We start from the raw sequence: 22,912 nt of genomic DNA on the forward strand, positions 1-22,912 counted from the left end.
AGGAGTAGAGATGTTACGACAAGTTTTCGATAACCATTGCACTGGCACCACCACCTCCGTTGCAGATACCCGCAGCGCCCAGTTTGCCACCGTTTTGCTGTAATACGTGTATCAAGGTTACAATGATACGCGCGCCGGATGCACCCAGCGGATGACCAATAGCGACAGCGCCACCATTAACGTTAACCTTAGCCGGATCGAGCTTTAAAATTTTATTGTTAGCAACAGATACAACCGAGAATGCTTCATTGATCTCAAAGAAATCAACCTGTTCTGCTGATATGCCTGCTTTATGCAATGCTAACGGAATTGCCTTTGCAGGGGTGGTAGTGAAATATTCAGGAGCTTGTTGAGCATCGGCAAAAGAAACTATTTTGGCTAATGGCTTAATGCCCATTGCTTCGGCTTTTTCTTTACTCATTAATACTAATGCAGCCGCGCCGTCATTCAGGGTTGATGCATTTGCGGCCGTAACCGTACCATCCTTTTTAAATACCGGTTTAAGGGTAGGGATCTTATCAAATTTTACCATGGCCGGTTCTTCGTCGTTACTAAACAAGGTAACCTCTCCTTTTTTATCTTTTAGCTCAACAGAAGTAATTTCTGCGTTAAATTTGCCTGCTGCTTGTGACGCTTGCGCGCGTTTATAAGATTCTATGGCAAAGGCATCCTGCTCCTCTCGGGTAACATTGCAATCTACAGCGCAAAGCTCTGCTGCCGAACCCATGTGGTAATCGTTATAAACATCCCAAAGGCCATCTTTTACCAATCCGTCTATGATCTGCCCGTTACCCAGGCGGTAGCCGTTACGGGCTTTATCAAGATAGTAAGGCACATTGCTCATGCTTTCCATACCACCGGCAAGTACAATATCATTATCGCCGTTGGCGATGCTTTGGGCGGCCAGCATAATAGCTTTCATACCCGATGCACACACTTTATTTACCGTAGTTGCAGGCAAATACGGTAAGCCCGCAAATATGGCGGCCTGTGTTGCAGGAGCCTGGCCTAAGTTGGCCGATAATACGTTACCCATATATACTTCCTGCACATCTGCCGGTTGTAAACCTGCTTTTTCAATTGCCGATTTAATAACTACAGCGCCTAATTGCGTTGCCGATAAAGATGCAAGGCTGCCGCCAAAACTACCTATAGGGGTACGGGTGGCAGATACGATATATACTTCTTTCATAAGAAAAATGCTTATTGTTATAATGGTGCAGCAAATTTAGATTTTACTTTGAATAGAAACGAGAAAAATAGAAAATATTATGCATGCATAGTATTTTCTATTCAGAATCTTTCTTTTTACGGGTGGCCTTTTTACGTGCTTTTAAGGCTTCCTGCAGTAAATACTCTATCTGTCCGTTGGTGCTGCGGAACTCATCTGCCCCCCAGGTTTCTATTTCTTTGAGCACATCGGGGTTTATCCTTAATATAAAAGCTTTTTTCTCTGCCATGTTATATTATTGGGTTGCAGCCTGCTGCTGCCTAAGCATAATTATCACCAAGCCCATAAATGCCAGCAAAGGCAGGGGTGGGGTGTTGGGTTGTTGCGTAATCTGGTCTATAGTAACGGTGTAAGGCTGCTTAAAATTTAATGCTTTTTGAGTGATAGTTAAAATATCGTTCTGCGTACCATTAGTTAAACTAAGCGATTTGGAAAACATCTTTTTGTACAGATACGTAGCCTCAAAGCCATTATCCATCTTCAGGTTAAAATCGCGTTTCCAGGTTTCGGGCACTAATACACCTATGATTTCGTCCTCACCTTTGTTTACCAACACGGTGCGGTTAAACCAGCCTTTACGTTTAATGGTGTAAGTTTCCTGCGGGGTTTCTATAATGGCATCGCGTTTAAAGTTTGAGCGGAACCTTAGTTTTGCGTAAACAAACTGGCCGTCAGTCAACTCAAACTCTGGCTTCCAGAAGCCTTTTTTGATAATAGCCAGTTCGTTGGTTCGCAGTTGATCAATGTTTCTATAATCATCCATACTATTAATGATATAAAGTACCCGTATTAACTATTGGCGATACACTGCGGTCGCCACAAAGTACAACAAGCAAGTTGCTTACCATTGCTGCTTTGCGTTCTTCGTCCAACTCAATAATATTCTTTTCTTCCATTTTTTTAAGGGCCATTTCCACCATACCTACGGCACCCTCAACAATTAGGCGGCGGGCAGATATAATGGCTGAAGCCTGCTGGCGCTGTAACATGGCGTGGGCGATCTCGGGCGCATAAGCCAGGTGAGAGATGCGTGCCTCCAACACCTCGATACCGGCACGCTCAAGGCGTTCGTTCAGTTCTTGTACCAATAAAATACCAACCTGCTCAGATCCGCCGCGCAGGGTGATGCTGGCGTTCTCATCTTCAATATGGTCATAAGGGAACGAATTAGCCAAATGGCGAACGGCGGCTTCGCTTTGGATGTTTACATATTGCAGGTAATTCTCTACAGCGAAAACCGCTTTAGCAGTGTCTTTTATCTGCCATACAATAACGGCGGCAATTTCTATAGGGTTACCTACGCTATCGTTCACCTTTAGCTGTTGTCCGTTTAAGTTAAATGCTTTTAAAGAGATCTTCTTTTTAACGGTGAAAGGGTTTACCCAAAAAAAGCCGTCCTGCTTAACTGTGCCCTGGTATTTACCAAACAGGGTAAGCACTTTAGATTCGTTAGGGTTTACTATCGCCAGTCCCGGTAATATAAAAACAAAGTTTATTACACATATAATAGCGCCTATAACGGGCTGCTCCCAATAGAAGGAAACGGCGGCTGCGGCAATAAGTACAAGTACTAAAATAAAGGCTAAATAACCTGATGGTGCTGTAGTGACTTTTTCGGTTTGCATGATATTGTTAGATTTTAAAATGATATCATAAAGATATCAACTTTGTTTAGACAAAAGCAAGAAAAATAACAGATAACCGAAACTTATATTATTTTTGATTGGATTAACACGCGCTATGGCAAAACTTTCATCGTCCCGGCAAAAGGCATTACTGCGTAAATACGCTTTAAATGTTAAGTTTTTTATGATGCTGGTTTGTGTGGCTATCATTGTATATGCTTTGCCCAAGCAAGCCAAATTTGGCTACGAATTTGAGAAGAGCAGGATATGGAACCAAAAGGACCTGATCTCTCCCTACAATTTCGCCATCCTTAAAACCAATGCCGAGATAGAGGCAGATCAAAAAGCCGCGCTGGCAACTGTAACGCCCATTTATCAAAAGGACGACGAGATGAGCCTGCAGCAGCAGGAAGGTTTTAAAAGCGACCTGGAAGTGAAATGGCATAGCGCCGGCTTAAACGAAAAACTGAAGAATACTTATTTGCAAACAGGTTATAATATCCTTAAAGCCGCATACGATAAGGGTATCCTTAAACTAAACCCCAGGTACCAAACAGCAGGCAAAAATTATCCTGTTACCATATTAAGCGCTAATGTTGCTGTTGATAAAAATACATCAGACCTGTTTACCCGCGAACGCGCCATTGCTTATTCCGATTTTGAGATAGGTAAGATCCCGGCCCTCGACAAACCCTTCCTGTTGAATTTAGTGCAAGACAGGCTACAGATAAACTTAACGTTTGATGCCAAGCTTACCGCAAGGCTGGAGAAAGAAGTTACCGAGAACCTATCTATCACCCGCGGTATGGTGCAAAAGGGCGATGTTATCATCGGCAAAGGATCTGTAATTAATGATGAGGCCTATCAAAAACTGGCATCATACAAAAAAGCGTTTGAAGATAACGCCCGTACAAACGGCAACCGAAGCCTGGTACTATTAGGGCAATTCCTGCTGGTTGGTATTACCATTACCCTGTTAATGGTGTTCCTATACCTATTCAGACGGGATATATATGATGATAACCGATTAGTTAGCTTGATATTGCTGGTTATTACCGCCATGCTGGCAATGTTATCACTTGCTATAAAGCTTGAGCTACCCAACTTTTACTACATACCATATTGTATTGTACCCATCATCATCCGAATACTGTTTGATACCCGTTTGGCCTTGAATATACACCTGCTGGTAGTAATGATAGCCGGTTTTTTTGTACCCAATAGCTTCGAATTTGCTTTTTATGAGATAACGGCGGGTATGGTATCCATCTACAGCATCAAAAACCTCATCCGTCGCGAACAATTCCTGATATCGGCACTGATTATCACGTTTACGTACTTTGTGTCATTCTTAGGGATTTCGTTAATAAGAGAAGGGACGTTCACCACTATTGACTGGGTAGATTTTATACCATTCGCGGTAAGCGTATTGCTTACATTGCTGGCTTACCCGTTGATCTACCTGTTTGAGAAGGTATTTGCCATTACGTCTGACATCACGCTGATAGAACTAACTAATACTAATGCCCAGCTATTGCGCGATATGGCCTTTAGCGCGCCGGGGACTTTCCAGCACTCGTTGCAGGTAGCCAACCTTGCAGAGAACGCCATCTTCGCTATTGGTGGCAACGCGTTACTGGTTAGGGCAGGAGCACTATATCATGATATTGGTAAAATGGAGAACCCGCTGTTCTTTATCGAAAACCAAAGCTCGGGTTTTAACCCGCATGATAAATTGCCTTATGAAGAAAGTGCGCAGATCATTATCCGCCACGTAAGTAAAGGTATTGAGATGGCGCGTAAAGCTAACCTGCCAGAGATCGTTATCGACTTTATTCGCACCCACCACGGCAATACCCGGGTAGATTATTTTTACCAGTCGTTTTTGAAAAATTTCCCTGAAAAATTCATCAACGAGAACATTTTTCGATATCCCGGGCCTATCCCTTTCTCAAAAGAGGCAGGTGTTTTGATGCTTGCCGACTCGGTTGAGGCCGCTTCGCGCTCTTTAAAGGAGCCTGATGAAGAATCTATCAGCATATTGGTTGACCGCATTGTTAAATACAAACTCGATCAAAACCAGTTGAATGACAGTAATATAACTTTGAAAGATCTGGAAACAATTAAGCAGATTTTTAAGCGGATGCTGATGAGTATTTACCACGTAAGAATAGATTATTAAAAATCTGATTTATTTTTTTGTCAGCTTAAGCTAATTACTATATTTGCAATCCCTGAAAAAAGGGAAAGCAATTCGGAAAAATCAACGGTGAGGTGCCTGAGAGGCCGAAAGGATCAGTTTGCTAAACTGACGTACGGGAAACTGTACCGAGGGTTCGAATCCCTCCCTCACCGCTTAACCGAATGCGTTAATGCATCAAAGCCTGTAAGTTTTATGATTTACAGGCTTTTTTCGTTAAAAGCGGATCTTTTTAGCAACGTCTTTTTATTTACAAATAAGGATACTAATGCGATATTGCTATTTTTGTAGGGATGATTGAGCTGAATGAATACGAATGTGAAATGCTGGACGCTGTGCTGGAGGCCTTTGGAATCCCGGATAGTTTAACCAGACCACAATTACTCGAGCTTTTTGACCAGGACGAGGCAACAGCTTTTGCCCTTGTACAGATCCTTACCCGTGAAGGATTTATTGCAGAAACCGGCAAACACGGTGATTACGACCTGCCGGAAAAACTTGTGCTTAAACCCAAAGGTGATAAGTTCCTCAAAGCAGGTGGGTTTGTTCGCCGTCATAAAGCAGAACAAGAGAAACCTGTGGAGGTAAACGGTACCCTTTCTAAACTGCAACAGCAAAACATGAAGCTGCAAAACGAAAAGCTGCTTCATCAATCTCAATTAAGGGATGTTCAAACCAACATGGAGAAGCGACAGTATTTATTATACGCGCTAATCGTTATCGCACTTATAATAGGGTATTTTATTGGCCATGCGGTTGGTGCACATGGTGTGAAAAAATAATTAGCCGCTTGTTTTACAGTTTGTAATAAAGGCAATTGATAATTTTTAAAAAAGTATCGCTTACAACGCTTTTACTTCTGTTTTTAATTTCTTTTTAACTTTCTTTTTTAGGTAGTTTTTGGCATGCTCTTTTAACTCATCTGCTGCAGCATGTATCTCGCCTTTTTTGTGGATGTATAAATAAGTTATGGCCCCGGCGAACATTGCACCAATGGCTAAACCTGCAATTAGAACGCCGCTGTTATCCTTTTTTTTGAATGGGTTTTTCATATCAAATTTTTTTAAATGGATGTATTTAATTACGATCCGGTTATTGATATAACGACCTTAACGCAGGTTTTGTTTACATAATGTTAGCCAGTGCTTGTTATTTCCAGCTGGTAGCAAACCGAAAGCTTTTTGGTAGTCAGGCTTATCTTTTTGCTGTTCTTATCATTAATAACACCATCAGCTGCAAGCACGGACGAGTACGCCAGGCTTTGCATCAGCAAAAAAACAGGACAAAAAGTGTGCGTCCTCTCAAAAAAGTTGTTTTGCCGGGCATCATAGGTGTGGTAACGTAATTGGTTTTGCCAAAGTAAATAAATGTTGGCAGATAACTGTGTTGCACTGTTGCCAATTGTATCGGCACAAAAAAGCCGCTAAAAAATAAGCGGCGAACAACGGTTATAACAGCTTGCTCAGGCTGTGATTCCATTAGGCCGGTAAAGTTGCGAATATCAAGAAATAATATAGCCAGCTCGCGTTCCTCATCTGGCGCGGCGTTGTTTATGGCGGGGGCAGGTATTTAGTGATAAGTAATTGTTTTCCATGAGCGTTAGTATGTGTTATACTAATGTAGACGCAAACCTCACCAAAACATTTTAAATAAAATGCAGATTTTATTTTCTGAGATAGGGGTGACGGGATTTGGATTTCTAAATAACAAACCATTGCCGTAAAGCATATTAAAAAGCCTACTGTCCCACTAAATATTACACAAATGAGCATTTGTGATAAATATTTGAAAATCAAATATTTAAAATTTGATAAAAATTGATTTTACTTAAAGTGATAGTACATAAAATTAATTCAAATAATTGTATAGTAAATAATTATATAAATTTGGTAGGGTGTCCCACACATTTCTGAATGGGACGGAATGGGACACCCTATTTCGTGGGTTTTTTACTTACTCGATCTTAAGTTTTATTTCTTAGCCAATGCTTTTGCAATAGCTTCTTTAGCCAAGGGTGCCATTATTTTATAGCCTGCAAGGTTGGGGTGCACGCCATCTTTAGAAAGGTTGGCGGGTAGGCCGTGTTTATCATCGGCCATGGCCGTAAAGTAATCAAGGTAAACCAGGTTGTTTTTTACGGCAAACGCTTTCAGCATATCATTTAAGATCATTACTTTTTCGGTTGGGACTATGGCAGGTCTCCATGGAAAGTTGTTTGCCGGTAATACCGATGACAACACCACCTTTATGCCATGTGTTTTAGCAAGTTCGGCCATGGAGAAGATGTTGCCAGCCACATCTTCAATTTTTGACGGACCATTGTTTTCGGCAATATCATTTATCCCGGCAAGTATTACTACCACAGCAGGGTTCAGGTTGATCACGTCCTCGCGGAAGCGAATTAGCATCTGCCCGGTAGTTTGGCCGCTAATGCCGCGGTCGATGTAATTGTTGGCGGCAAAAAAGGTAGAATCATTAACGATCCAGAAATCTGTTATCGAATCGCCCATGTAGACAACCCGTTTTTGGCCCGGCACAGGTGCTGCAAGTTTGCTGTTGGCTTCTTCGTAACGTTTGATGTTTGGCCAGTCTTGTGCCGATGCGGTTAAGGTTATAGCAGTAAATGATAGTAGTAAAAAAGCGTTTTTCATAGTGGGCGCAATTTATAAAATATATGTATTAACGTAAATTAGTGGTTTTTCTTTTTCACTGGAACAATCTTGCACAAAGTGTTGTAATTACTAAATTAGTCATCCATACAACAAACCTATGTTAAGACGCAATTTTGTAAAACTATCTGCCGCCGGCTTTGCCGCGGTAATGTACAGCCGGTTAACTTTTGCCAATGCTATCGGCAATTCGCTTATAAACCACCCCGATGAGGCTTGGGCCCAGATTGCCGACCAATGGGTAAAGCTCGCGGATAAAGGCGGATCGGTATTTACCCACCAGGATGTAAAAGTTGAGATTAAAACCAGTGGTAACGCGCAGTCGGTTTACGTGCAGGCACCATCAACAAAGTTGCAGGCCGTAAAGTTCAAATGGAAATACCAAACCGCAAAATATACCAAAGTTTACGGCGACCATTGGGAACGCAGCTATGGCGACTTGGCATGGCGGGCACCAGATGCAAACACTAAAAACCCGTGGTACGCTTTGTTATATGATGATAAGCAAACGGCCTGCTTCGGTATAAAAACCGGCGCCAATACCATGTGCTATTGGGAAGTTAAAACCGCTGCTATAGAACTTACTATGGATACCCACAGTGGTGGTGTTGGCGTAAAACTGGGCCAGCGTACCCTGCACGCCGCGGATATTGTAACCGCACTTGGCAAAACCAACGAAACTCCATACGCTACCTTAACCAATTTTTGTAAGGTGATGTGTGCCAAACCACGCCTGCCAAAGCAACCTGTATACGGTATTAACGATTGGTACGTGGTGTACGGTAAAAACTCGTTCCAAACCATTAAAGACCAAACCGTGGCCATGGCCGAATTGGTAAGCGATACCAATAACCGCCCGTTTTCGGTAATTGATGATGGCTGGCAGCAGCCCGACGATTTTTCGATTGTGAACGATAAGTTTAAAGACATGCATAAAATGGCTGATGAAATTAAAAGCCACGGCATGCGCCCGGGTTTATGGACACGCCCTTTAATTGCCCGGAAGGACGATAGCAAAACCCTGCTTTCTCCCAAAATTCCGGGGCGTGGTCAGGACGATGAACTAATCCTGGACCCAACCATCCCCGAAAATATCACCCGTGTAAAACGCAACATAGCGCTGTACAAACAATGGGGTTACCACATGGTGAAGCATGATTACAGCACCTGGGATATATTTGGCAAGTGGGGTATACAGATGAAAGATACCTTTACCGCCCCGGGCTGGAAATTCCACGACCAAACTAAAACCAATGCCGAGATCATGAACCATCTGTACGGCGCCATTCGCGAAGCGGCCGGTGATATGTACATTATTGGTTGTAATACCGCCAGCCATTTGTCGGCAGGCGTGTTCGAGCTTAACCGTATTGGTGATGATACCAGCGGCAAGGAGTGGGCGCGTACCAAAAAGATGGGCGTTAACACCCTTGGTTTCCGCCTGCCGCAAAATAATACCTTTTATGCGGCCGATGGCGATTGCGTAGGTATAACCAAAGATGTGCCATGGGATAAAACCCAAAAATGGCTGCAGTTACTGGCAGAAAGTGGCTCGCCGCTGTTTATATCTGCCGAGATAGGTTTTATTGGTACTGAGCAAAAGGCCGCCATTAAACAAGCCTTTGCCAATGCCGCCCGTGTACAACCAAACGGCGAACCTTTAGATTGGCTAACCAACCAGTTCCCCGAAAAATGGAAACTGAACAACCGCGAAGTAACCTTTAACTGGGATTGATTTTATCATCGCCAAAGGCAAACTATAAAACTTATTAAGGGTTAGGTAAATGATGGAAAACGTAGACTTTAATGAAGTGCCGATACATGCGGCAAGCAAAGGATAAATCCCTGTAATAGAGGGACTTTTAAAGCATGGCGTAAGTGTAGAGGCAAAGGATGCTAAAGGGTACACGCCTATAATGATTGCCTGCTATAATAACCAAATTGAAGCGGTACGTTTCCTGCTGGACAATGGCGCTGATATCAACGGTGCCGATTTTGGCGGCAACACGGCGTTAATGGGCGTTTGCTTCAAAGGTTATGCCGATATTGCTCAATTACTCATCTACAGCGGCGCGAACCTTAACCAAATGCACGGCAACGGGGGTACAGCCCTGATGTTTGCCGCCATGTTCGGCCGTAATGATATGCTGAAACAATTGCTTGACGCTGGTGCGGATAAACCCTTACCGATGCGCGCGGAACGACGATTTACGATATCGCCGCTCAGCAAAGCAACGAAGGTGCGATGCCAAAGAAAATATCATGCTGCTCTATATGCCCGCCAGGTACTTTGGAACCTAATAGTAACATGTAAAGTTTTGGGGTATAGGCTGGTATTTTGGTATTCATTAGTATCAGTTATTTAATATGGATTTGATGATATGGCCCGATGCTTCCTGGCAAAAATCAAGCCCGGAGTAGTCGGGGTTATAACCGCCAATGTACGGAACGGCCATTATATATAATCGCTCGTTAAATGCGCCAAAGTCGTCAATAGCCTGGAAGCTGTCATTTATGGTAACGCCGGGCACGGTTAAGTAATATCCTCCTTTGCCATCAAATTTTACTTTTTTCGAGTCGTTTTTAAGCGATTCCTGGCCGTTTTTTGGTGATTTAAACCACAATTTTGCAGGGGTAACGGTACGTGCTTCGCTAAGGCCTTTGTAAGGGAACTCGTCGAATGTTAAATGGGGTTGGCCTACGCAATCGACATAAATTTTGTAGGTTTCGGCATGCTCATTTTCCTGCTCATCGGTGTAGTGGTAAATCGCCCCGCCTTCTTCTATTGGTTCTACATAATTATTGTCGCCTACGATAATAATATCTAAGGCGCCTGCCTGGTGCAGGGCCATCATCTCCTCAACAGAACTTTGCGGCGCATAGGCTATAACTACTGATATTAAGGGCATTAAAACTTTCTGGATCCTCATCATATCCTCCGCCGAAAAGTACTTGGCCGGATAGTTCATCGCGAAGCTAAGCACCCCCAGCATCTCCTTCCAATACACGGATTTATGTTGTTCTATAGATATTTCGGCCTCTTTATACTCAATTTTAAAAAGCTCAAAAGGATCTATACTCTTGCGATGCTCCAAGGTATCGTTCACAAAGTCCTCCATGCGCATATCCTTTATGCGTTCGTAAAAATCGGGCTGTTTATCTTTAAAGGCAAGCTTAAAGTCTTTCTCAAATACCAGGTCGAGCGAAAGGAAACCGTTATTCTCTTCGCGGTTTTGTTTGATCTCCTCCGGCGTAAGCTCGGCGCCTGTAGCCAAATGCGAATCTTCTAAATGGAACCTAACAGCAGGCAACAAACCATTGCGCGAATGCATCACCATTTTAAAGCCTTTGCTATCGCCGGCAACCGTGTAAGTAAGTTTTCCGTCTTCACCTTTATTAAACGTACCGTTATGGCGCGATAGGGTACGTATTGCATCAATAGCGGTAAGTGATGAGCCCCGTATCGCGACGGCGTCATTAGTTTTAAAAATAAGCTTTACAGGCGGGTAGGGCGAATCGAAATATCCCGGCACTTTGCCCTCGTTCTTTTTTGGCCAGTTGTGGCCGGTACAAATAATTACCTGGTCAAAGTCGTGTTTGGTTTCGTTATTTATTTCTACGATTACGTTTTGTTTGTCGGGGTTATCAGTAACATTGGTAACCTCGCTGTCGTAATGTACTTCAAACTTCAGGCCTTGTTCTTTGGCTTGTTTTTGCAACAGATTAAACTGGGCGGTAAGGTACTGCCCAAAAAGCAATCTCGGCAGTACTTTATACTCGTTAAACTTTTTAGGGTCGATGTGGAACTTATCCAGCGTGTCTTTAGACACGGTTTTTATCCAGTCGTTAATAGAGGTCACCATCTCGGGGATCTCGTTGCCGGATACATTGGTAACATGCTCGTCGTTAGCCCCGATGGCGCTGTAGGGCATACCCGCGCCAAGCAAATTGCTTTTTTCAAAGATAGTTATGGTAAAATCATTGTGTTTGGCATCAACAAACTGTTTAAACATAAACAGGGCACTTGGCCCGCCACCAAGGATGGCTATGTGTTTCTTATTCCTCAATTTAATAAATGATAAAGCAAGTGTGTTAGGTAAATTGCAAAGCGCGTTAAATTGTTTTGTATAGCGGCCTGTCTGATGAAATATTTCTTGAATTTCGCTAAGTAGGCGGGTGGCCCTGGCATATTCAATAGTAAAGCCCCGTATCACTTGCTGATGCGGGGCTTATTATCAACCGGCCATATTCCCCCTATATTTAATAGTACGGCCTTTTGATAATTGTAAACCTTACGGCCCGCCAGTTTACGGGCGATAAGCTTTTTGCAACAGTTGCTCTTGTACCGGTAACGTTGCGTTTAATAAAGTAACAATCATTTAAAACGGTAATCAATACTACATATGTACTATTTTAAGCATACTGGGTGTTGTTTTACTGCTATTTAAAAATATTTTTATAGCTAAGTTTTTGCAAATGAATTGGTTAAATAAGCTTGTGCAAATTCTTTTAAAAAAAGTTTGCACGGCTATACAAAAATCCTACCTTTGCAATCCCAATCGGGATGTAGCGTAGCCCGGTATCGCGCCACATTTGGGATGTGGAGGCCGCAGGTTCGAATCCTGCCATCCCGACTAAAGCGATACCAATCGAAGTCAAGAACCCGCAAATCACACTGATTTGCGGGTTTTTTGTTATATTCCCTACCAAGAAACCCCAATCAATATCAAAGAAGATGTGAGCAATTGCGTGAGTGATTTTAGTTATTTAAATTCGCTCACACAATTCGATATAAGTAATTGATTATAAAATATTTATATCGTTTATTTTGATGCTTTTTGGTGCGTTTTAACCGCTGTTTATGTGAGCGAAATTCATCATCTGCATCAATGATTATCAAGTTAACATAAAATAGATTGATATGAGAAGCAGCAACACATTTGGTATTCAGTTTGTAATCAGGCTACCCAAACAACAAAAAAACGATCAGGCCACCGTATTTGCCCGTATTTCCGTTAACGGCAGACGGTGTGAAATATCCTTAAAAAAGAAAGTCAACCCGCAGAATTGGGATGAGGCCAAAGGAAAAGCAAGGGGAACAAAAGACGAAATCCGCAAACTAAATGAGCATATAGAACGGGTGCGTACCTTAATTGCAGATGGTTACCATGAATTAGTGCAACAGAAAAAAATTGTTACTGTTGATGCCGTTAAGTCCCTTTTCCTCGGTGCAGATGATAACGAGGTCACTTTGATTAAGCTTGGTGAGTACCATAACACGGAAATGAAAGATAAACTGGCTGACGGTACCATGAAAAACTATTATACCACGCAAAAGTATATCGCGAAGTTTTTAAAGAATAAATATCACAGAAACGACATTAGCCTGGCCGAACTGAACTACAAATTTATCCTGGACTTTGAAACATTCCTAAGCAAGCATCAACCGAAAGACCATCAAAAACCATTACATAACAATGGTATCATGAAGCACATCGAAAGGCTTTGTAAAATGGTTAATATGGCTGTTACAATGGATTGGCTTGCAAAAGACCCCTTTGCCAAATACAAACAGCATTTTGATAAGGTAGAGCGTTTTTATTTGACTAAAGAAGAACTATCAGCCATTGAAAAGAAAAAGTTCACTATAGAGCGCTTACAGGTGGTTAAAGACCTTTTTCTTTTTAGCTGTTACACTGGCTTAGCTTACATAGATACTATGAACCTGACCGCCGGAAACATTGCTAAAGGTATAGATGGCAACGACTGGCTAATCACGAGCAGACAAAAAACAGATACCGATGTTCGCATCCCGTTGTTACCACAAGCAGAAGAATTGATAAAGAAGTATCAAGACCATCCGAAAGCTGTTAACCACGGTACCTTATTCCCGGTAATCTCTAATCAAAAGATGAACGCTTATCTCAAAGAGATAGCCGACCTATGTAATATTAACAAAGCGATTACCTTTCATATTGCCCGGCATACGTTCGCTACTACGGTAACTTTAAGCAATGGTGTACCGATTGAATCGGTAAGTAAGATGCTTGGGCATACTACTATACGTTCCACACAAGTCTATGCTAAGGTGGTAGAACAGAAATTGAGCGAGGATATGCAGAACCTGAAAAGGCGAATGGCCAATCAGTAAGTAATCAGGATGACCAAATTATTAATCAAAAGTTGCCTGAAATGGCAACTTTATTTATATTTGTATGAGTTATGAGCGCAAGCATTAAATTTAGAACCATAACAATCTATAAGAAGTATTTCCCGGAGTTCTTAGCTAAACAACGGCAGAAAGTTAAAGATAAGATCATCTGGACATTTAAACTGATCGAAGAAGTGCAACATGTACCTGAAACCTATTTAAAGCATTTGGAGGGTACAGCAGGATTGTTCGAAATAAGGGTGCAATCGGGCAATGATATTTTTAGGATATTTTGCTTTTTTGACGAGGGGAAATTAATTATACTGGCTAACGGGTTTCAAAAAAAGACACAAAAGACACCCAAACAGGAAATAGAAAAGGCATTAAAAATAAAGGAGTTATACCATGAAGAAAAACAATAATCTGATTACGCTGGATGACTTTATAGATAAAGAGTACGGCCATAAAGGAACACCTAAGCGGGAGAAATTTGAACAGGGTTTTGAAGAGTTTAAATTAGGTGCATTAATTCACGAAGCCCGCAAGGCCAAAGGACTGACACAAACCGAATTGGCTGATAGATGCGGGACAACCAAAGCCTATATATCCAAAGTAGAAAATGATGTGCAGGATGTACGGGTAGCCACTTTAAGAAAGATCATTGAAGTAGGTTTAGGTGGACATCTTGAACTTTCTATAAAGTTGTGAATTAGGTTTCCTTAGCTTAAATTTATGATATCTATCAATAAGCTATGCGACCACAGTACTTCAAACATAGAGCTACATTTGACTTCGATAAGAATACAAATGATGTAGGTTTCCCGTTGCCTTGGAAGAAAGGCAATGAAGACAACCATTTTCTTTACCGGCTGTACAGGAAAAATAAAGACCAATATAATTCCTTATATCAGCATCACCTTAACTACTTTCTAAGGCTTTATCCGGAAGCAACAGAACAAGAGTTCTTTGTCCACATCAAGCAAATCATCACGGATGCGATCACCGAGCTTGTTGGAAAAGACCGCTATACCTCGAAACATGCCCAAGAACGCCGAAACCGTTTGCAATTGCAGGAGTTTTTGGAATACCTGAACACGCTTGACCAGTGGTTTATACAGTCAACCGACCAGGAGACGATTAAACGCCAGTTAGAAGAGATCGCCAAGCTTATCAGTGAGAATAAGAAGCTGAAAGAAGAAAATAAAAAATTGCGCGAATTAGAAACCAAAGATTATATCGACATTCGCGAAGGGAGACACAAAACGCTATATCACCTTATGTTACAGATCAGGGAACTTAAACTGGAAGACAATAAGGAACTCACCAATGCCACTACGCTCAATATATGGTGCAAGATGATCGCCAAGTACTTCAGAGTGGGCGGAAAAGAAATCAGCTTTGAAAGCGTAAAGCCTTATTTCCGACCCGAGAACAGTGCCGACCTTACCAAATATAAAGACATACCTAAGAAAGATCAGCTTTTTACCGTCGTTCCTGCCAAGAAAAGAAGCTTGTAAAATATCAACTTAATCATAACTGCCTTAATTCTTACTTTTTAACAACTATCTGTATTATAGTCCGTTAGTTGTTGCTCTATCTTTCCAATAACCCCTTAAATCTGACCTTCTAATTTTTGAAGGTCAGTCATGCGCTGCTTTTTTATCTTCATTTGCGGCATGGAAATAATCAATTACGAAGCCCTAAGCCGCTGTATCAGGGATGCAGTCAGGGAAGAATTACAGGAACATTTTAAAAAAGGCAGTAGCCCGCCCCAACAGATCAATGAACGGCTATTGTGCAAAAAAGAACTATCGGACGAGTTAGGGGTGTCATTGGTGACTGTCACAGAGTGGATGAAAAAGGGATTACCTTTTTTCCGCCTGCACAAAAGGGTGTATTTCAAAATGAGCGAAGTGCTCAAAATCATGCAACAAAAAATTAAAGATTAAGGAGGGAAAGATGAACATCGAATTTATCACCAAGGATGATTTACGTAAGATAGAGAATTTGTTGGGTGAGATCAAGGGGCTTTTAAAACCCGGTCAGGGACAAAGCAAACAATGGCTGAAAAGCTACGAGGTCAGGAAGCTATTAAACATTTCGCCCGGTACTTTACAGAATTTAAGAGTTAACGGAACGCTCAGGTATACCAAGATCGGCGGCCTGCTTTATTACAAGTTAGAAGACATTGAAAAGCTATTGGAGGGCAACGCCAGGTGAGGAAAAAAAGCCGCTTCGATGCGACGCATCGGAAAAAGGAACGGGCGAAGACCAAAGCGAAGCTTTGGTAAAAAGAGCGGCACAGCATACCGCTTGCGGTATAGCTGTTCAGTTGTCTATACCGGCCGGAGGCCGTTAACAAAAGGCATTTGCCGATAAGGAGCAAGTTTGTGTTTTTGTTGCCACAAAAACATCCCGGATGCCTGTCGGCACCGGGCAAACTTGCCTTTTGCGCCCGATGGTTGCAAAAGGGAAGAATGAAAAAAAAATTAAAGAGGCAACCAATGGAAGCAACAGTTAAGACAACTAATAAACAACAGATACCCCAGCCAAAAAACAAGGGCGGTGCGCCTAAGAAAAGAGTAAAACGGGAGTTAATTATCCGCATAAGGATGACAGCGACCGAACGATTTTATATTGACAGCAAAGCCAAAACTGCAGGGATGCGGTCAAGTAGTTGGATAAGAGCGGCAGCCAAAAGCGCCAAGGTGGTTCCGAGATTAACTGACGATGAGCGGCGCATCCTTTGGATGCTTGCTGAGCTGGCCAATAACTTAAACCAGTTAACAAAACTTGCGCACCAGGTAGGTTTATTAACGGTAGTTCGTAATTGCGATAAAATTTTGAAAGAGATAGATATTACTCTAAAACGCCTCAATAACAATGATAGGGAAAGTGATAACGGGTAGAAGCTTTGGCGGATGTATTCGCTATGTGGTACAAAAACATGATGCAGTGGTACTGGACGCGGCAGGCGTAAGAATGCAGCAAGTTAACCAGATCATTAATGACTTTAACCTGCAACGAAAGTACAATCCCAATTTAGGAAAGGCCGTTGGCCATATTGCTTTGAGCTGGAGTGTAAACGATGCCGCCAAGCTAAACGATGAGGTAATGGTCAATTTAGCAAAAGAGTACCTGCAAAAAATGAAGATACAGGACACGCAGTACCTAATTGTTAAGCACAAGGATAAAGATCATCCGCATATCCACATCGTTTACAACCGGGTAAGCAACAGTGGTAAAACCATTTCGGATAACTTTCAAAAGCAGCGGAATGTACAGGTAGCTAAAGAATTGACCTTAAAACATGGCCTTTACCTGTCACCGGGGAAAGAGCGGGTTAATCGGCAGCAACTTAAAGGTGAGGACAAAATCAAATATGAATTATTCGATGCTATAAAAGCAGCCAGCAAAAAAGTAAAAAATATCAATGAGCTAAAGCAGGTATTGGCAAAGCAGGGTATTGTTACGCATTTGAAATACAAGAGCGGCACTACAGAGGCGCAGGGCATTAGTTTCAGCAAAGGCGAATATAAATTTAAAGGATCAGAGATAGACCGCAGTTTAAGTTATGCAAAGCTAAGCCAGGCCATAGAACAGCAGCAGGTTAAACCGGAAAAGAGTTTGGCAGATCAGTTAAGGGAAGTAATGGAAAACGCAAAGCAGCAAAGAGAAAGTCAGGACAAGACTGAACAAACCACTTATTTAAAGCCGGAGCCGGAAACCCACTATTTGAGGCAATCGCTATCAGCAGGAGCAGGTTTATTAGCTGACTTACTTGGCAATATAGCCGACGATGATGACAGCCCGGAAAGAAAGCGTCGAAAGAAAAATGAACAACAACAAAGCAGAGGAATATCAAGATGAAAGAGATAGATGAACTAAACCAAAGAATGGATAACAACGATGAGATTATTGATAACCTTGTGAAAAAAAATACAGAAATGGAAAAGCAAGTAAATAAAATTACTGAAAATCCAATCCCTGATTATTCAATTGCAATAAACACCATACTTACCGAAGTAAGAGAAATCAAGCAGAACGTTAAACAGAATGAGGAATTGACCTTGCTTAAACAGATCTATGAAAAATTGAGTAAGGCGCCAACATCTGCCATTAAACAATTACGCATTTTATTGTTCCCCGAAACTAACCAGGGGCAGTACTATAAAATAGTATTTGGCAGGCTTATTCCCTGGGGTATATGTTTGATTGTTATAACCTACTTATATTCTTTAGGGGGCAAAGCAATTGATGCATACGTGCAATATAAGCAAAGCGAGCAATCAGCCCATTATCAACGGGCTTGGATTTATTTAAAGCAGATAGCCAAAAGAAGAACCCTATCCGCTATGGATACGGCTTATTCAAAAACAGTTGTTAAATAGCTTTCAAGTATTTTCAATTGATCCTGTAACATAATTCGCAAAACTGATGTCTTATTGAAAAATCACTAATGTTAACATAAGTACGCTTTTAATGAAAAATATTTACCTAAGCTTTTGTTTCAGTGTTTTAAGCATTATAAACGCTTATTCACAGTATAAAGGACATAATAATCAAGTTTCGCAAATAGACGCCATATTTAATAAATACAGCAAACCGAACGGGCCAGGATGTGCGGTGGCCGTTGTCAAAAACGGGAAGGTAATTTTCAATAAAGGATACGGAAAAGCAAATCTTGAATATGAAATACCAATTACAAAGGAGAGTATTTTTGATGTGGCTTCTGTTGCTAAGCAATTTACTGGCTTTGCGATTTCTACCTTAGTCCAACAAAGAAAAATTTCTCTTTCTGATGATATTCGCAAATATCTACCTGAAGTCCCTGATTTTGGGCATAAAATCACCATTAGTGATCTTTTACACCATACAAGTGGCTTAAGAGACTGGCCTGAAACATTACAGGCAGCAGGTTGGCGTTATGAAGAATTATGTAGTTTCGAGGACATCATGAATATGGTAAAACATCAAAAGGAATTGGATTTCGATCCGGGAACAGCTTATTCTTATTCAAATACTGGCTACAATTTGTTAGCCGCCATAGTGGAGAAGGTAACAGGTCAATCATTTACAACTTGGACTGATGAACATATCTTTAAAAAGATGGCGATGACAAAATCGTTTTTTTTAAGTGATGATAACAAATTGATCATGAATGAAGCGTACCCTTACTCTGAAGGAGGCCAATCAGTGTTTTCTAAATTGCAAAATGTACTTACAGCCTACGGCTCAAGTTCTTTATATACAAATCTTAATGATCTTTCCAAATGGGTAATTAATTTACAAAACGGTTTATCGATGAACGATCCTGTTTATACACGAATGCTAGAAACGGGATTGCTGAATGATGGATCTAAGACAAATTACGGATTTGGGTTAGAAATTGGAGAGGATCAAGGCCGCAAAACGGTGTCACATACTGGGGCATGGTCTGGCTACCGCTCAGTTGTTAGGTTATATCCAAAAGAAAGATTAGCTATTATAATTCTTAGCAATGGAAATAACGATCATATGAATGTTGAGGGCATTACCGAACTTAGTAGAGTTTTCCTTCCCGATCACAATAAAAAGCCACTTTTTGTTATCGAAAAAAGAACTCCTGAACTTGAAGTGAGCTTAGACTTATTAAATAAATATATTGGCAAATATAAGTGGGGGCAAGGAGAAATAACTTTTTCATTAGATCAAGGGCAATTGCAATTTCAGTATACAGGCGAAAATAGATTTCCCCTCCAAGCTTTAAACGATTCTACTTTCATGCTTACTGCCGCGGGATTACCTGTTATATTTTCTAAGCCGATAACTGGCCAACAGGAATCATTTATTTTCAAATCCAAAACTGGAAAACAAATTATACCGTTTACCCCCAATAACTATGAATTAAACGACTATTGTGGGACATATTACAGCACTGAACTTTTTACACAATACACGGTCGATATCCAAAACGGGAAATTGTTTATTCACCACTTCCGGCGGGGGGATTTTGAACTTTCTCCTGATATTGACGACACGTTTAATTCAGATATAGGAACTATCAGATTTGTAAAAAGCACTAAAAATAGAACCGATGGGTTTACTTTATCTGGAAGTAAGGTAAAAAATCTTTCCTTTAACAAAAGAATTTTATAGAAGAGAGTAGATATCAACCTCTACAACGTAGAATAATTAGTTATTCTTTAATTTGTTTTAGCATATCGATCTTTTCACGCTCACTCTGAAGCAACCGTTCGTAAAGCTCAATTACTTTTTCAATGGGATTGAAATTATTTTGAATCGAATTATCGTGGAAGTTATTGATGTTATTAAATACAGAATCCTCAGTAAAATGCTTCAAGCCTTCAACTGTTACTCCTAATACCTTTGCAATTTTAATAAGCGCATCTTCTTCAACTTCAGCACTCTGCTCAATTTTAGAAATAGCCTGCTGGCTTATGCCCAATTCAGCAGCCAGGGTTTCCTGCTTCATGCCGCGCAATTCTCTAATTTTGCTGATTTTTCTGCCGATATGTAATGTTGGTGGATATACCAATTTAATTGACCCCTCTCGCCAATCGTTCGTGACCCCTTTGAGTTAAGGGTTTAAAAGAGCATAAAGTTATTGTACAGACAGGCTCCTGGGAGCGGATGCTTTTGTCCGGTTTAACAACTATTATTTTTACAAAAATACATTTTCTGATTTAGAGTTTCTTCTCCTTAGTGATTCGCCATACAGTTCAACCCTTAATGAGTGATGAACAATGCGGTCAAGGATAGCATCGGCGATTGTTTTTTCACCGATAACATCATACCATTCCTTGACTGGGATCTGCGAAGTGACCACCGTAGAGCGCTTTTGGTGCCTGTCTTCTATAATATCCAGTAAAGAAGCCCGGCTCTGGGCATCAAAAGGCTGTAGACCGAAGTCGTCCAATATCAACAGATCGGCCCGTTCTATTTTTTTCAGTTCTGCCAGAATGGTACCTTTTGCTTTGGCCAGCTTCAGCTGGCCCATAAGCTTGGCCGTATTGACGTATAAGACCTTGTACCCATTCTGACAGGCCTGATAGCCAAGCGCTGTCGCCAGATAGCTTTTGCCTGTTCCGGTGGAACCGGTAATAAACAGATCCTTGTGCTCCTTAACAAAGTCAAGCCCGGCCAGCCTGTGTACCTCATTCTTGTCCAGACCACGATCTATACCGTAGTCAACCTGCTCCAACGAAGCTTTATACCTAAAGCCTGCTCCCCTGATGGCTCGTTCTACGTAACGGTTTCGCCGGTCGTCCCATTCACTGGCGACCAGCAGGGCGATGAACTGATCGGCTGTAAGCGATTCTTTTACTGAACTCTCCAGATTGGTTTTAAAGGCATCATACATGCCATAAAGGCGAAGCTGACGCATCTTGTCTAATGTTTCATTATTCATTTGTTCTATGTTTTATGGGTTACTGGTAATATTCTTTTCCTCTGATATTGTTATGGGCGGGGATCACTGATGTCTCGTCCTCTGGCTGAAGCTGGTCCAGGCGTTTCTTGAGTATCTCTTCGATAATTGGATAGTTATACTGGTGGAGGTTGTAGGCCCAGCGGCAGGCACCAGCCAGCCTTCCGGCACCAACACGACGGGCAAAGCTTAGAATGCCAGCGCATGATTTGTAAGCCTGTTCCGGATAGACCTTATGTTCCAGTACCTTGGTAATGTAGCGGGCTACATCCTCATGAATAGCTTCGGCCTCCTGAATAAACTTTTCAGGGCACCATTCAGTAAGGAAACGATGCTGCGAGGCCAGGTGATTGTCATCTGTTGTGTGGCGATACTTGATACGGACACGTGGATGGGCTGCGATCTGAGTGTACTGGTAATAGATCTTAACGGAACCGGAAGTATATAAGACCTTGACCTTCTTTCCGATATAAGTGTAAGGCACGCTGTAATAGTGAATATCCTCGCCCAGGCGGATATATCCGTTCTTCATAACGGTAACCATTACCTGTTTATTAACCTCGTAACGCAATGGGTTCAGTGGTGCCAGTACATCCCGTTCGATCTCTTCGAACTGTTCCCTGCGGGAGTAGGTCCGCCCGGAGAAGGGTTTGTTGTTATGGATCTCTAAAGCGGGACGTATAGCCGAGTTCAGCGATCCCAGATCGCTGAACCTGCGGCCTTCCAGCCTGGTGTATATGCTCCGGTAGATCAACTTTACCGCTCCTTCCACTAAGGACTTATCACGCGGCTTATAAACACGTGCAGGCACAACGGTAACGGAATAATGTTCAGCGAAGGAAGCGAACTCGTCATTAAGTATGGCTTCGTATTTACTCCCCGGGTTACCGCAGAACGCAGGTTGTCCGGCACCATGGCAACAGGAACCCCGCCAAAGTAATGCAGCGCATTCTCACAGGCTTTGATCAGATCTTCTTTACGCTGGCTTTCCACCGCTTCTACATAAGTAAGCTGACTGCAGCCCAGGATAGCTACAAACACCTCCACATCCTGTACGCTACCTTCGGATAGGGTGATCTGCAGCTTACTTCCTGTGAAGTCAATATACATCTTATCGCCGGCCTTGTGATCAATGTGCATGACCGGCCGCGAGAGTTGTAGATAAGTGTGGACCGCATTATTGAACCGCGAACGGCCATAGCCATCAGGATACTTTTCGATATACTCATTATGCAGCATCTCGCGGGTTACGCCCTTCTTTTTGAGCTTCTTGCATATCTCGGGAAGCAAGGCCTCCAGCGTCTGCATACGGGGATTGTTCTCGGTCTTGCCAACCGGGGTAGTGAACAGCACGGCAAGCTCGCTATCGCTCCTGGCGCCAAATGCCTCGTGGCTTATGCCCAAATCGTGCCATACACGTACGTACTTTTTAATGGTGTTACGGGAAATACCTACCATCCCGTGAATCGTTTTGACCCCGGTACCCTGACAGTATAATCGAATGATCTGCCTTAGTTTATTCATCTTGATCGGTTTATTGGACATTGTATTCGCTGGTTTTCGTTTATCTAAAAAGTAAACAAAAACTTTGTCCGCAGGTACCGTCA

Annotated in this window: 27 protein-coding genes and 2 tRNA genes; 16 read left to right on the top strand and 13 right to left on the bottom strand. The window is 42.0% G+C overall.

All coding sequences use genetic code 11. The features are described from left to right. Nucleotides 1-13: 13 nt before the first annotated feature. From RHM67_RS10085 to RHM67_RS10100, 4 genes are all read right to left on the bottom strand, one after another. Nucleotides 14-1,192: an acetyl-CoA C-acyltransferase gene (locus RHM67_RS10085; protein WP_322232087.1), complete on the bottom strand. Its 1,179-nt coding sequence runs from the start codon at nucleotides 1,190-1,192 to the stop codon at nucleotides 14-16. 97 nt (nucleotides 1,193-1,289) lie between these two features. Next, complete coding sequence (locus RHM67_RS10090; protein WP_322232089.1) at nucleotides 1,290-1,460, bottom strand: Arc family DNA binding domain-containing protein; 171 nt, start codon at nucleotides 1,458-1,460, stop codon at nucleotides 1,290-1,292. A 6-nt stretch (nucleotides 1,461-1,466) separates the two neighbouring features. Continuing rightward, a complete protein-coding gene (locus RHM67_RS10095; protein ID WP_322232091.1) occupies nucleotides 1,467-1,994 on the bottom strand; it encodes a hypothetical protein in 528 nt (175 codons plus the stop codon). Between the two features lie 4 nt (nucleotides 1,995-1,998). Continuing rightward, nucleotides 1,999-2,856, bottom strand: a complete 858-nt coding sequence (locus tag RHM67_RS10100) for an SPFH domain-containing protein (protein ID WP_322232092.1) — start codon at nucleotides 2,854-2,856, stop codon at nucleotides 1,999-2,001. Between the two features lie 115 nt (nucleotides 2,857-2,971). Here RHM67_RS10100 and RHM67_RS10105 point away from each other — a divergent pair, with 115 nt between their 5' ends. The 3 genes from RHM67_RS10105 to RHM67_RS10115 all read left to right on the top strand — a co-directional run bounded on the left by RHM67_RS10105 (nucleotide 2,972) and on the right by RHM67_RS10115 (nucleotide 5,838). Further along, nucleotides 2,972-5,038, top strand: a complete 2,067-nt coding sequence (locus RHM67_RS10105; protein ID WP_322232093.1) for an HDIG domain-containing metalloprotein — start codon at nucleotides 2,972-2,974, stop codon at nucleotides 5,036-5,038. 86 nt (nucleotides 5,039-5,124) lie between these two features. Next, a tRNA-Ser gene (locus tag RHM67_RS10110) sits at nucleotides 5,125-5,211 on the top strand. Between the two features lie 138 nt (nucleotides 5,212-5,349). Further along, nucleotides 5,350-5,838, top strand: a complete 489-nt coding sequence (locus RHM67_RS10115; RefSeq protein ID WP_322232094.1) for a hypothetical protein — start codon at nucleotides 5,350-5,352, stop codon at nucleotides 5,836-5,838. Between the two features lie 60 nt (nucleotides 5,839-5,898). On the opposite strand, the gene RHM67_RS10120 is transcribed toward RHM67_RS10115, so the two are convergent. The 4 genes from RHM67_RS10120 to RHM67_RS10135 all read right to left on the bottom strand — a co-directional run bounded on the left by RHM67_RS10120 (nucleotide 5,899) and on the right by RHM67_RS10135 (nucleotide 7,707). Continuing rightward, nucleotides 5,899-6,108, bottom strand: a complete 210-nt coding sequence (locus RHM67_RS10120; RefSeq protein WP_322232096.1) for a hypothetical protein — start codon at nucleotides 6,106-6,108, stop codon at nucleotides 5,899-5,901. Between the two features lie 83 nt (nucleotides 6,109-6,191). Beyond that, nucleotides 6,192-6,323, bottom strand: a complete 132-nt coding sequence (locus RHM67_RS10125; RefSeq protein WP_322232097.1) for a hypothetical protein — start codon at nucleotides 6,321-6,323, stop codon at nucleotides 6,192-6,194. After that, nucleotides 6,323-6,535 (bottom strand): hypothetical protein, encoded by a 213-nt coding sequence (locus RHM67_RS10130; RefSeq protein ID WP_322232098.1) that lies wholly within the window; start codon nucleotides 6,533-6,535, stop codon nucleotides 6,323-6,325. The genes RHM67_RS10125 and RHM67_RS10130 overlap by 1 nt, the downstream gene beginning before the upstream one ends. Nucleotides 6,536-7,026: 491 nt before the next feature. Then, nucleotides 7,027-7,707 carry an SGNH/GDSL hydrolase family protein gene (locus RHM67_RS10135; protein ID WP_322232099.1) on the bottom strand — a complete coding sequence of 227 codons (681 nt, stop codon included), beginning with the start codon at nucleotides 7,705-7,707 and terminating at the stop codon, nucleotides 7,027-7,029. A 118-nt stretch (nucleotides 7,708-7,825) separates the two neighbouring features. On the opposite strand from RHM67_RS10135, the gene RHM67_RS10140 reads away from it, so the two are divergent. Continuing rightward, complete coding sequence (locus RHM67_RS10140) at nucleotides 7,826-9,460, top strand: hypothetical protein (RefSeq protein ID WP_322232100.1); 1,635 nt, start codon at nucleotides 7,826-7,828, stop codon at nucleotides 9,458-9,460. A 115-nt stretch (nucleotides 9,461-9,575) separates the two neighbouring features. After that, entirely contained in the window at nucleotides 9,576-10,091 is a 516-nt protein-coding gene (locus tag RHM67_RS10145) for an ankyrin repeat domain-containing protein (protein ID WP_322232185.1), read from the top strand. Here RHM67_RS10145 and RHM67_RS10150 read toward each other — a convergent pair. Further along, the gene (locus tag RHM67_RS10150) at nucleotides 10,080-11,792 is read right to left on the bottom strand and encodes an FAD/NAD(P)-binding protein (RefSeq protein WP_322232101.1); all 1,713 of its coding nucleotides are present in this window, start codon (nucleotides 11,790-11,792) and stop codon (nucleotides 10,080-10,082) included. The two genes, RHM67_RS10145 and RHM67_RS10150, sit on opposite strands and share 12 nt — an antisense overlap. 493 nt (nucleotides 11,793-12,285) lie before the next feature. On the opposite strand from RHM67_RS10150, the gene RHM67_RS10155 reads away from it, so the two are divergent. From RHM67_RS10155 to RHM67_RS10205, 11 genes are all read left to right on the top strand, one after another. Further along, nucleotides 12,286-12,359: transfer RNA gene (locus tag RHM67_RS10155), tRNA-Pro, on the top strand. 287 nt (nucleotides 12,360-12,646) lie between these two features. Next, nucleotides 12,647-13,876, top strand: coding sequence for a site-specific integrase (locus tag RHM67_RS10160; RefSeq protein WP_322232102.1), 1,230 nt, complete (start codon nucleotides 12,647-12,649; stop codon nucleotides 13,874-13,876). Nucleotides 13,877-13,947: 71 nt separating this feature from the next. Next, on the top strand, nucleotides 13,948-14,298 hold the full coding sequence (locus tag RHM67_RS10165; protein ID WP_322232103.1) for a type II toxin-antitoxin system RelE/ParE family toxin: 351 nt from the start codon (nucleotides 13,948-13,950) through the stop codon (nucleotides 14,296-14,298). Continuing rightward, complete coding sequence (locus RHM67_RS10170; RefSeq protein ID WP_322232104.1) at nucleotides 14,282-14,584, top strand: helix-turn-helix transcriptional regulator; 303 nt, start codon at nucleotides 14,282-14,284, stop codon at nucleotides 14,582-14,584. The genes RHM67_RS10165 and RHM67_RS10170 overlap by 17 nt, the downstream gene beginning before the upstream one ends. 44 nt (nucleotides 14,585-14,628) lie before the next feature. After that, the gene (locus tag RHM67_RS10175; protein WP_322232105.1) at nucleotides 14,629-15,393 is read left to right on the top strand and encodes a hypothetical protein; all 765 of its coding nucleotides are present in this window, start codon (nucleotides 14,629-14,631) and stop codon (nucleotides 15,391-15,393) included. 159 nt (nucleotides 15,394-15,552) lie between these two features. Further along, on the top strand, nucleotides 15,553-15,825 hold the full coding sequence (locus RHM67_RS10180) for a DNA-binding protein (protein ID WP_322232106.1): 273 nt from the start codon (nucleotides 15,553-15,555) through the stop codon (nucleotides 15,823-15,825). A 10-nt stretch (nucleotides 15,826-15,835) separates the two neighbouring features. Further along, a complete protein-coding gene (locus RHM67_RS10185) occupies nucleotides 15,836-16,096 on the top strand; it encodes a helix-turn-helix domain-containing protein (RefSeq protein WP_322232107.1) in 261 nt (86 codons plus the stop codon). 284 nt (nucleotides 16,097-16,380) lie between these two features. Next, nucleotides 16,381-16,785 (top strand): plasmid mobilization protein, encoded by a 405-nt coding sequence (locus RHM67_RS10190; RefSeq protein ID WP_322232108.1) that lies wholly within the window; start codon nucleotides 16,381-16,383, stop codon nucleotides 16,783-16,785. Beyond that, nucleotides 16,760-17,746, top strand: a complete 987-nt coding sequence (locus RHM67_RS10195) for a relaxase/mobilization nuclease domain-containing protein (protein WP_322232109.1) — start codon at nucleotides 16,760-16,762, stop codon at nucleotides 17,744-17,746. Before RHM67_RS10190 ends, RHM67_RS10195 begins: the two co-directional genes overlap by 26 nt. Continuing rightward, nucleotides 17,743-18,267: a hypothetical protein gene (locus RHM67_RS10200; RefSeq protein ID WP_322232110.1), complete on the top strand. Its 525-nt coding sequence runs from the start codon at nucleotides 17,743-17,745 to the stop codon at nucleotides 18,265-18,267. The genes RHM67_RS10195 and RHM67_RS10200 overlap by 4 nt, the downstream gene beginning before the upstream one ends. 91 nt (nucleotides 18,268-18,358) lie before the next feature. Then, a complete protein-coding gene (locus tag RHM67_RS10205; protein ID WP_322232111.1) occupies nucleotides 18,359-20,014 on the top strand; it encodes a serine hydrolase domain-containing protein in 1,656 nt (551 codons plus the stop codon). Nucleotides 20,015-20,054: 40 nt separating this feature from the next. Here RHM67_RS10205 and RHM67_RS10210 read toward each other — a convergent pair whose 3' ends face one another. The 4 genes from RHM67_RS10210 to RHM67_RS10225 form a co-directional block, all read right to left on the bottom strand. Then, nucleotides 20,055-20,414: a helix-turn-helix domain-containing protein gene (locus RHM67_RS10210; RefSeq protein WP_322232112.1), complete on the bottom strand. Its 360-nt coding sequence runs from the start codon at nucleotides 20,412-20,414 to the stop codon at nucleotides 20,055-20,057. A gap of 126 nt (nucleotides 20,415-20,540) precedes the next feature. Next, complete coding sequence (istB, locus tag RHM67_RS10215; protein ID WP_322227467.1) at nucleotides 20,541-21,287, bottom strand: IS21-like element helper ATPase IstB; 747 nt, start codon at nucleotides 21,285-21,287, stop codon at nucleotides 20,541-20,543. A 19-nt stretch (nucleotides 21,288-21,306) separates the two neighbouring features. Next, on the bottom strand, nucleotides 21,307-22,077 hold the full coding sequence (locus RHM67_RS10220) for a Mu transposase domain-containing protein (RefSeq protein ID WP_322227468.1): 771 nt from the start codon (nucleotides 22,075-22,077) through the stop codon (nucleotides 21,307-21,309). After that, on the bottom strand, nucleotides 22,077-22,829 hold the full coding sequence (locus tag RHM67_RS10225; protein WP_322227469.1) for an IS21 family transposase: 753 nt from the start codon (nucleotides 22,827-22,829) through the stop codon (nucleotides 22,077-22,079). The genes RHM67_RS10220 and RHM67_RS10225 overlap by 1 nt, the downstream gene beginning before the upstream one ends. Between the last annotated feature and the right edge of the window lie 83 nt (nucleotides 22,830-22,912).

The sequence above is a fragment of the Mucilaginibacter sp. 5C4 genome (genome assembly GCF_034345625.1).
In the GTDB taxonomy this organism is placed as follows: domain Bacteria; phylum Bacteroidota; class Bacteroidia; order Sphingobacteriales; family Sphingobacteriaceae; genus Mucilaginibacter; species Mucilaginibacter aurantiaciroseus.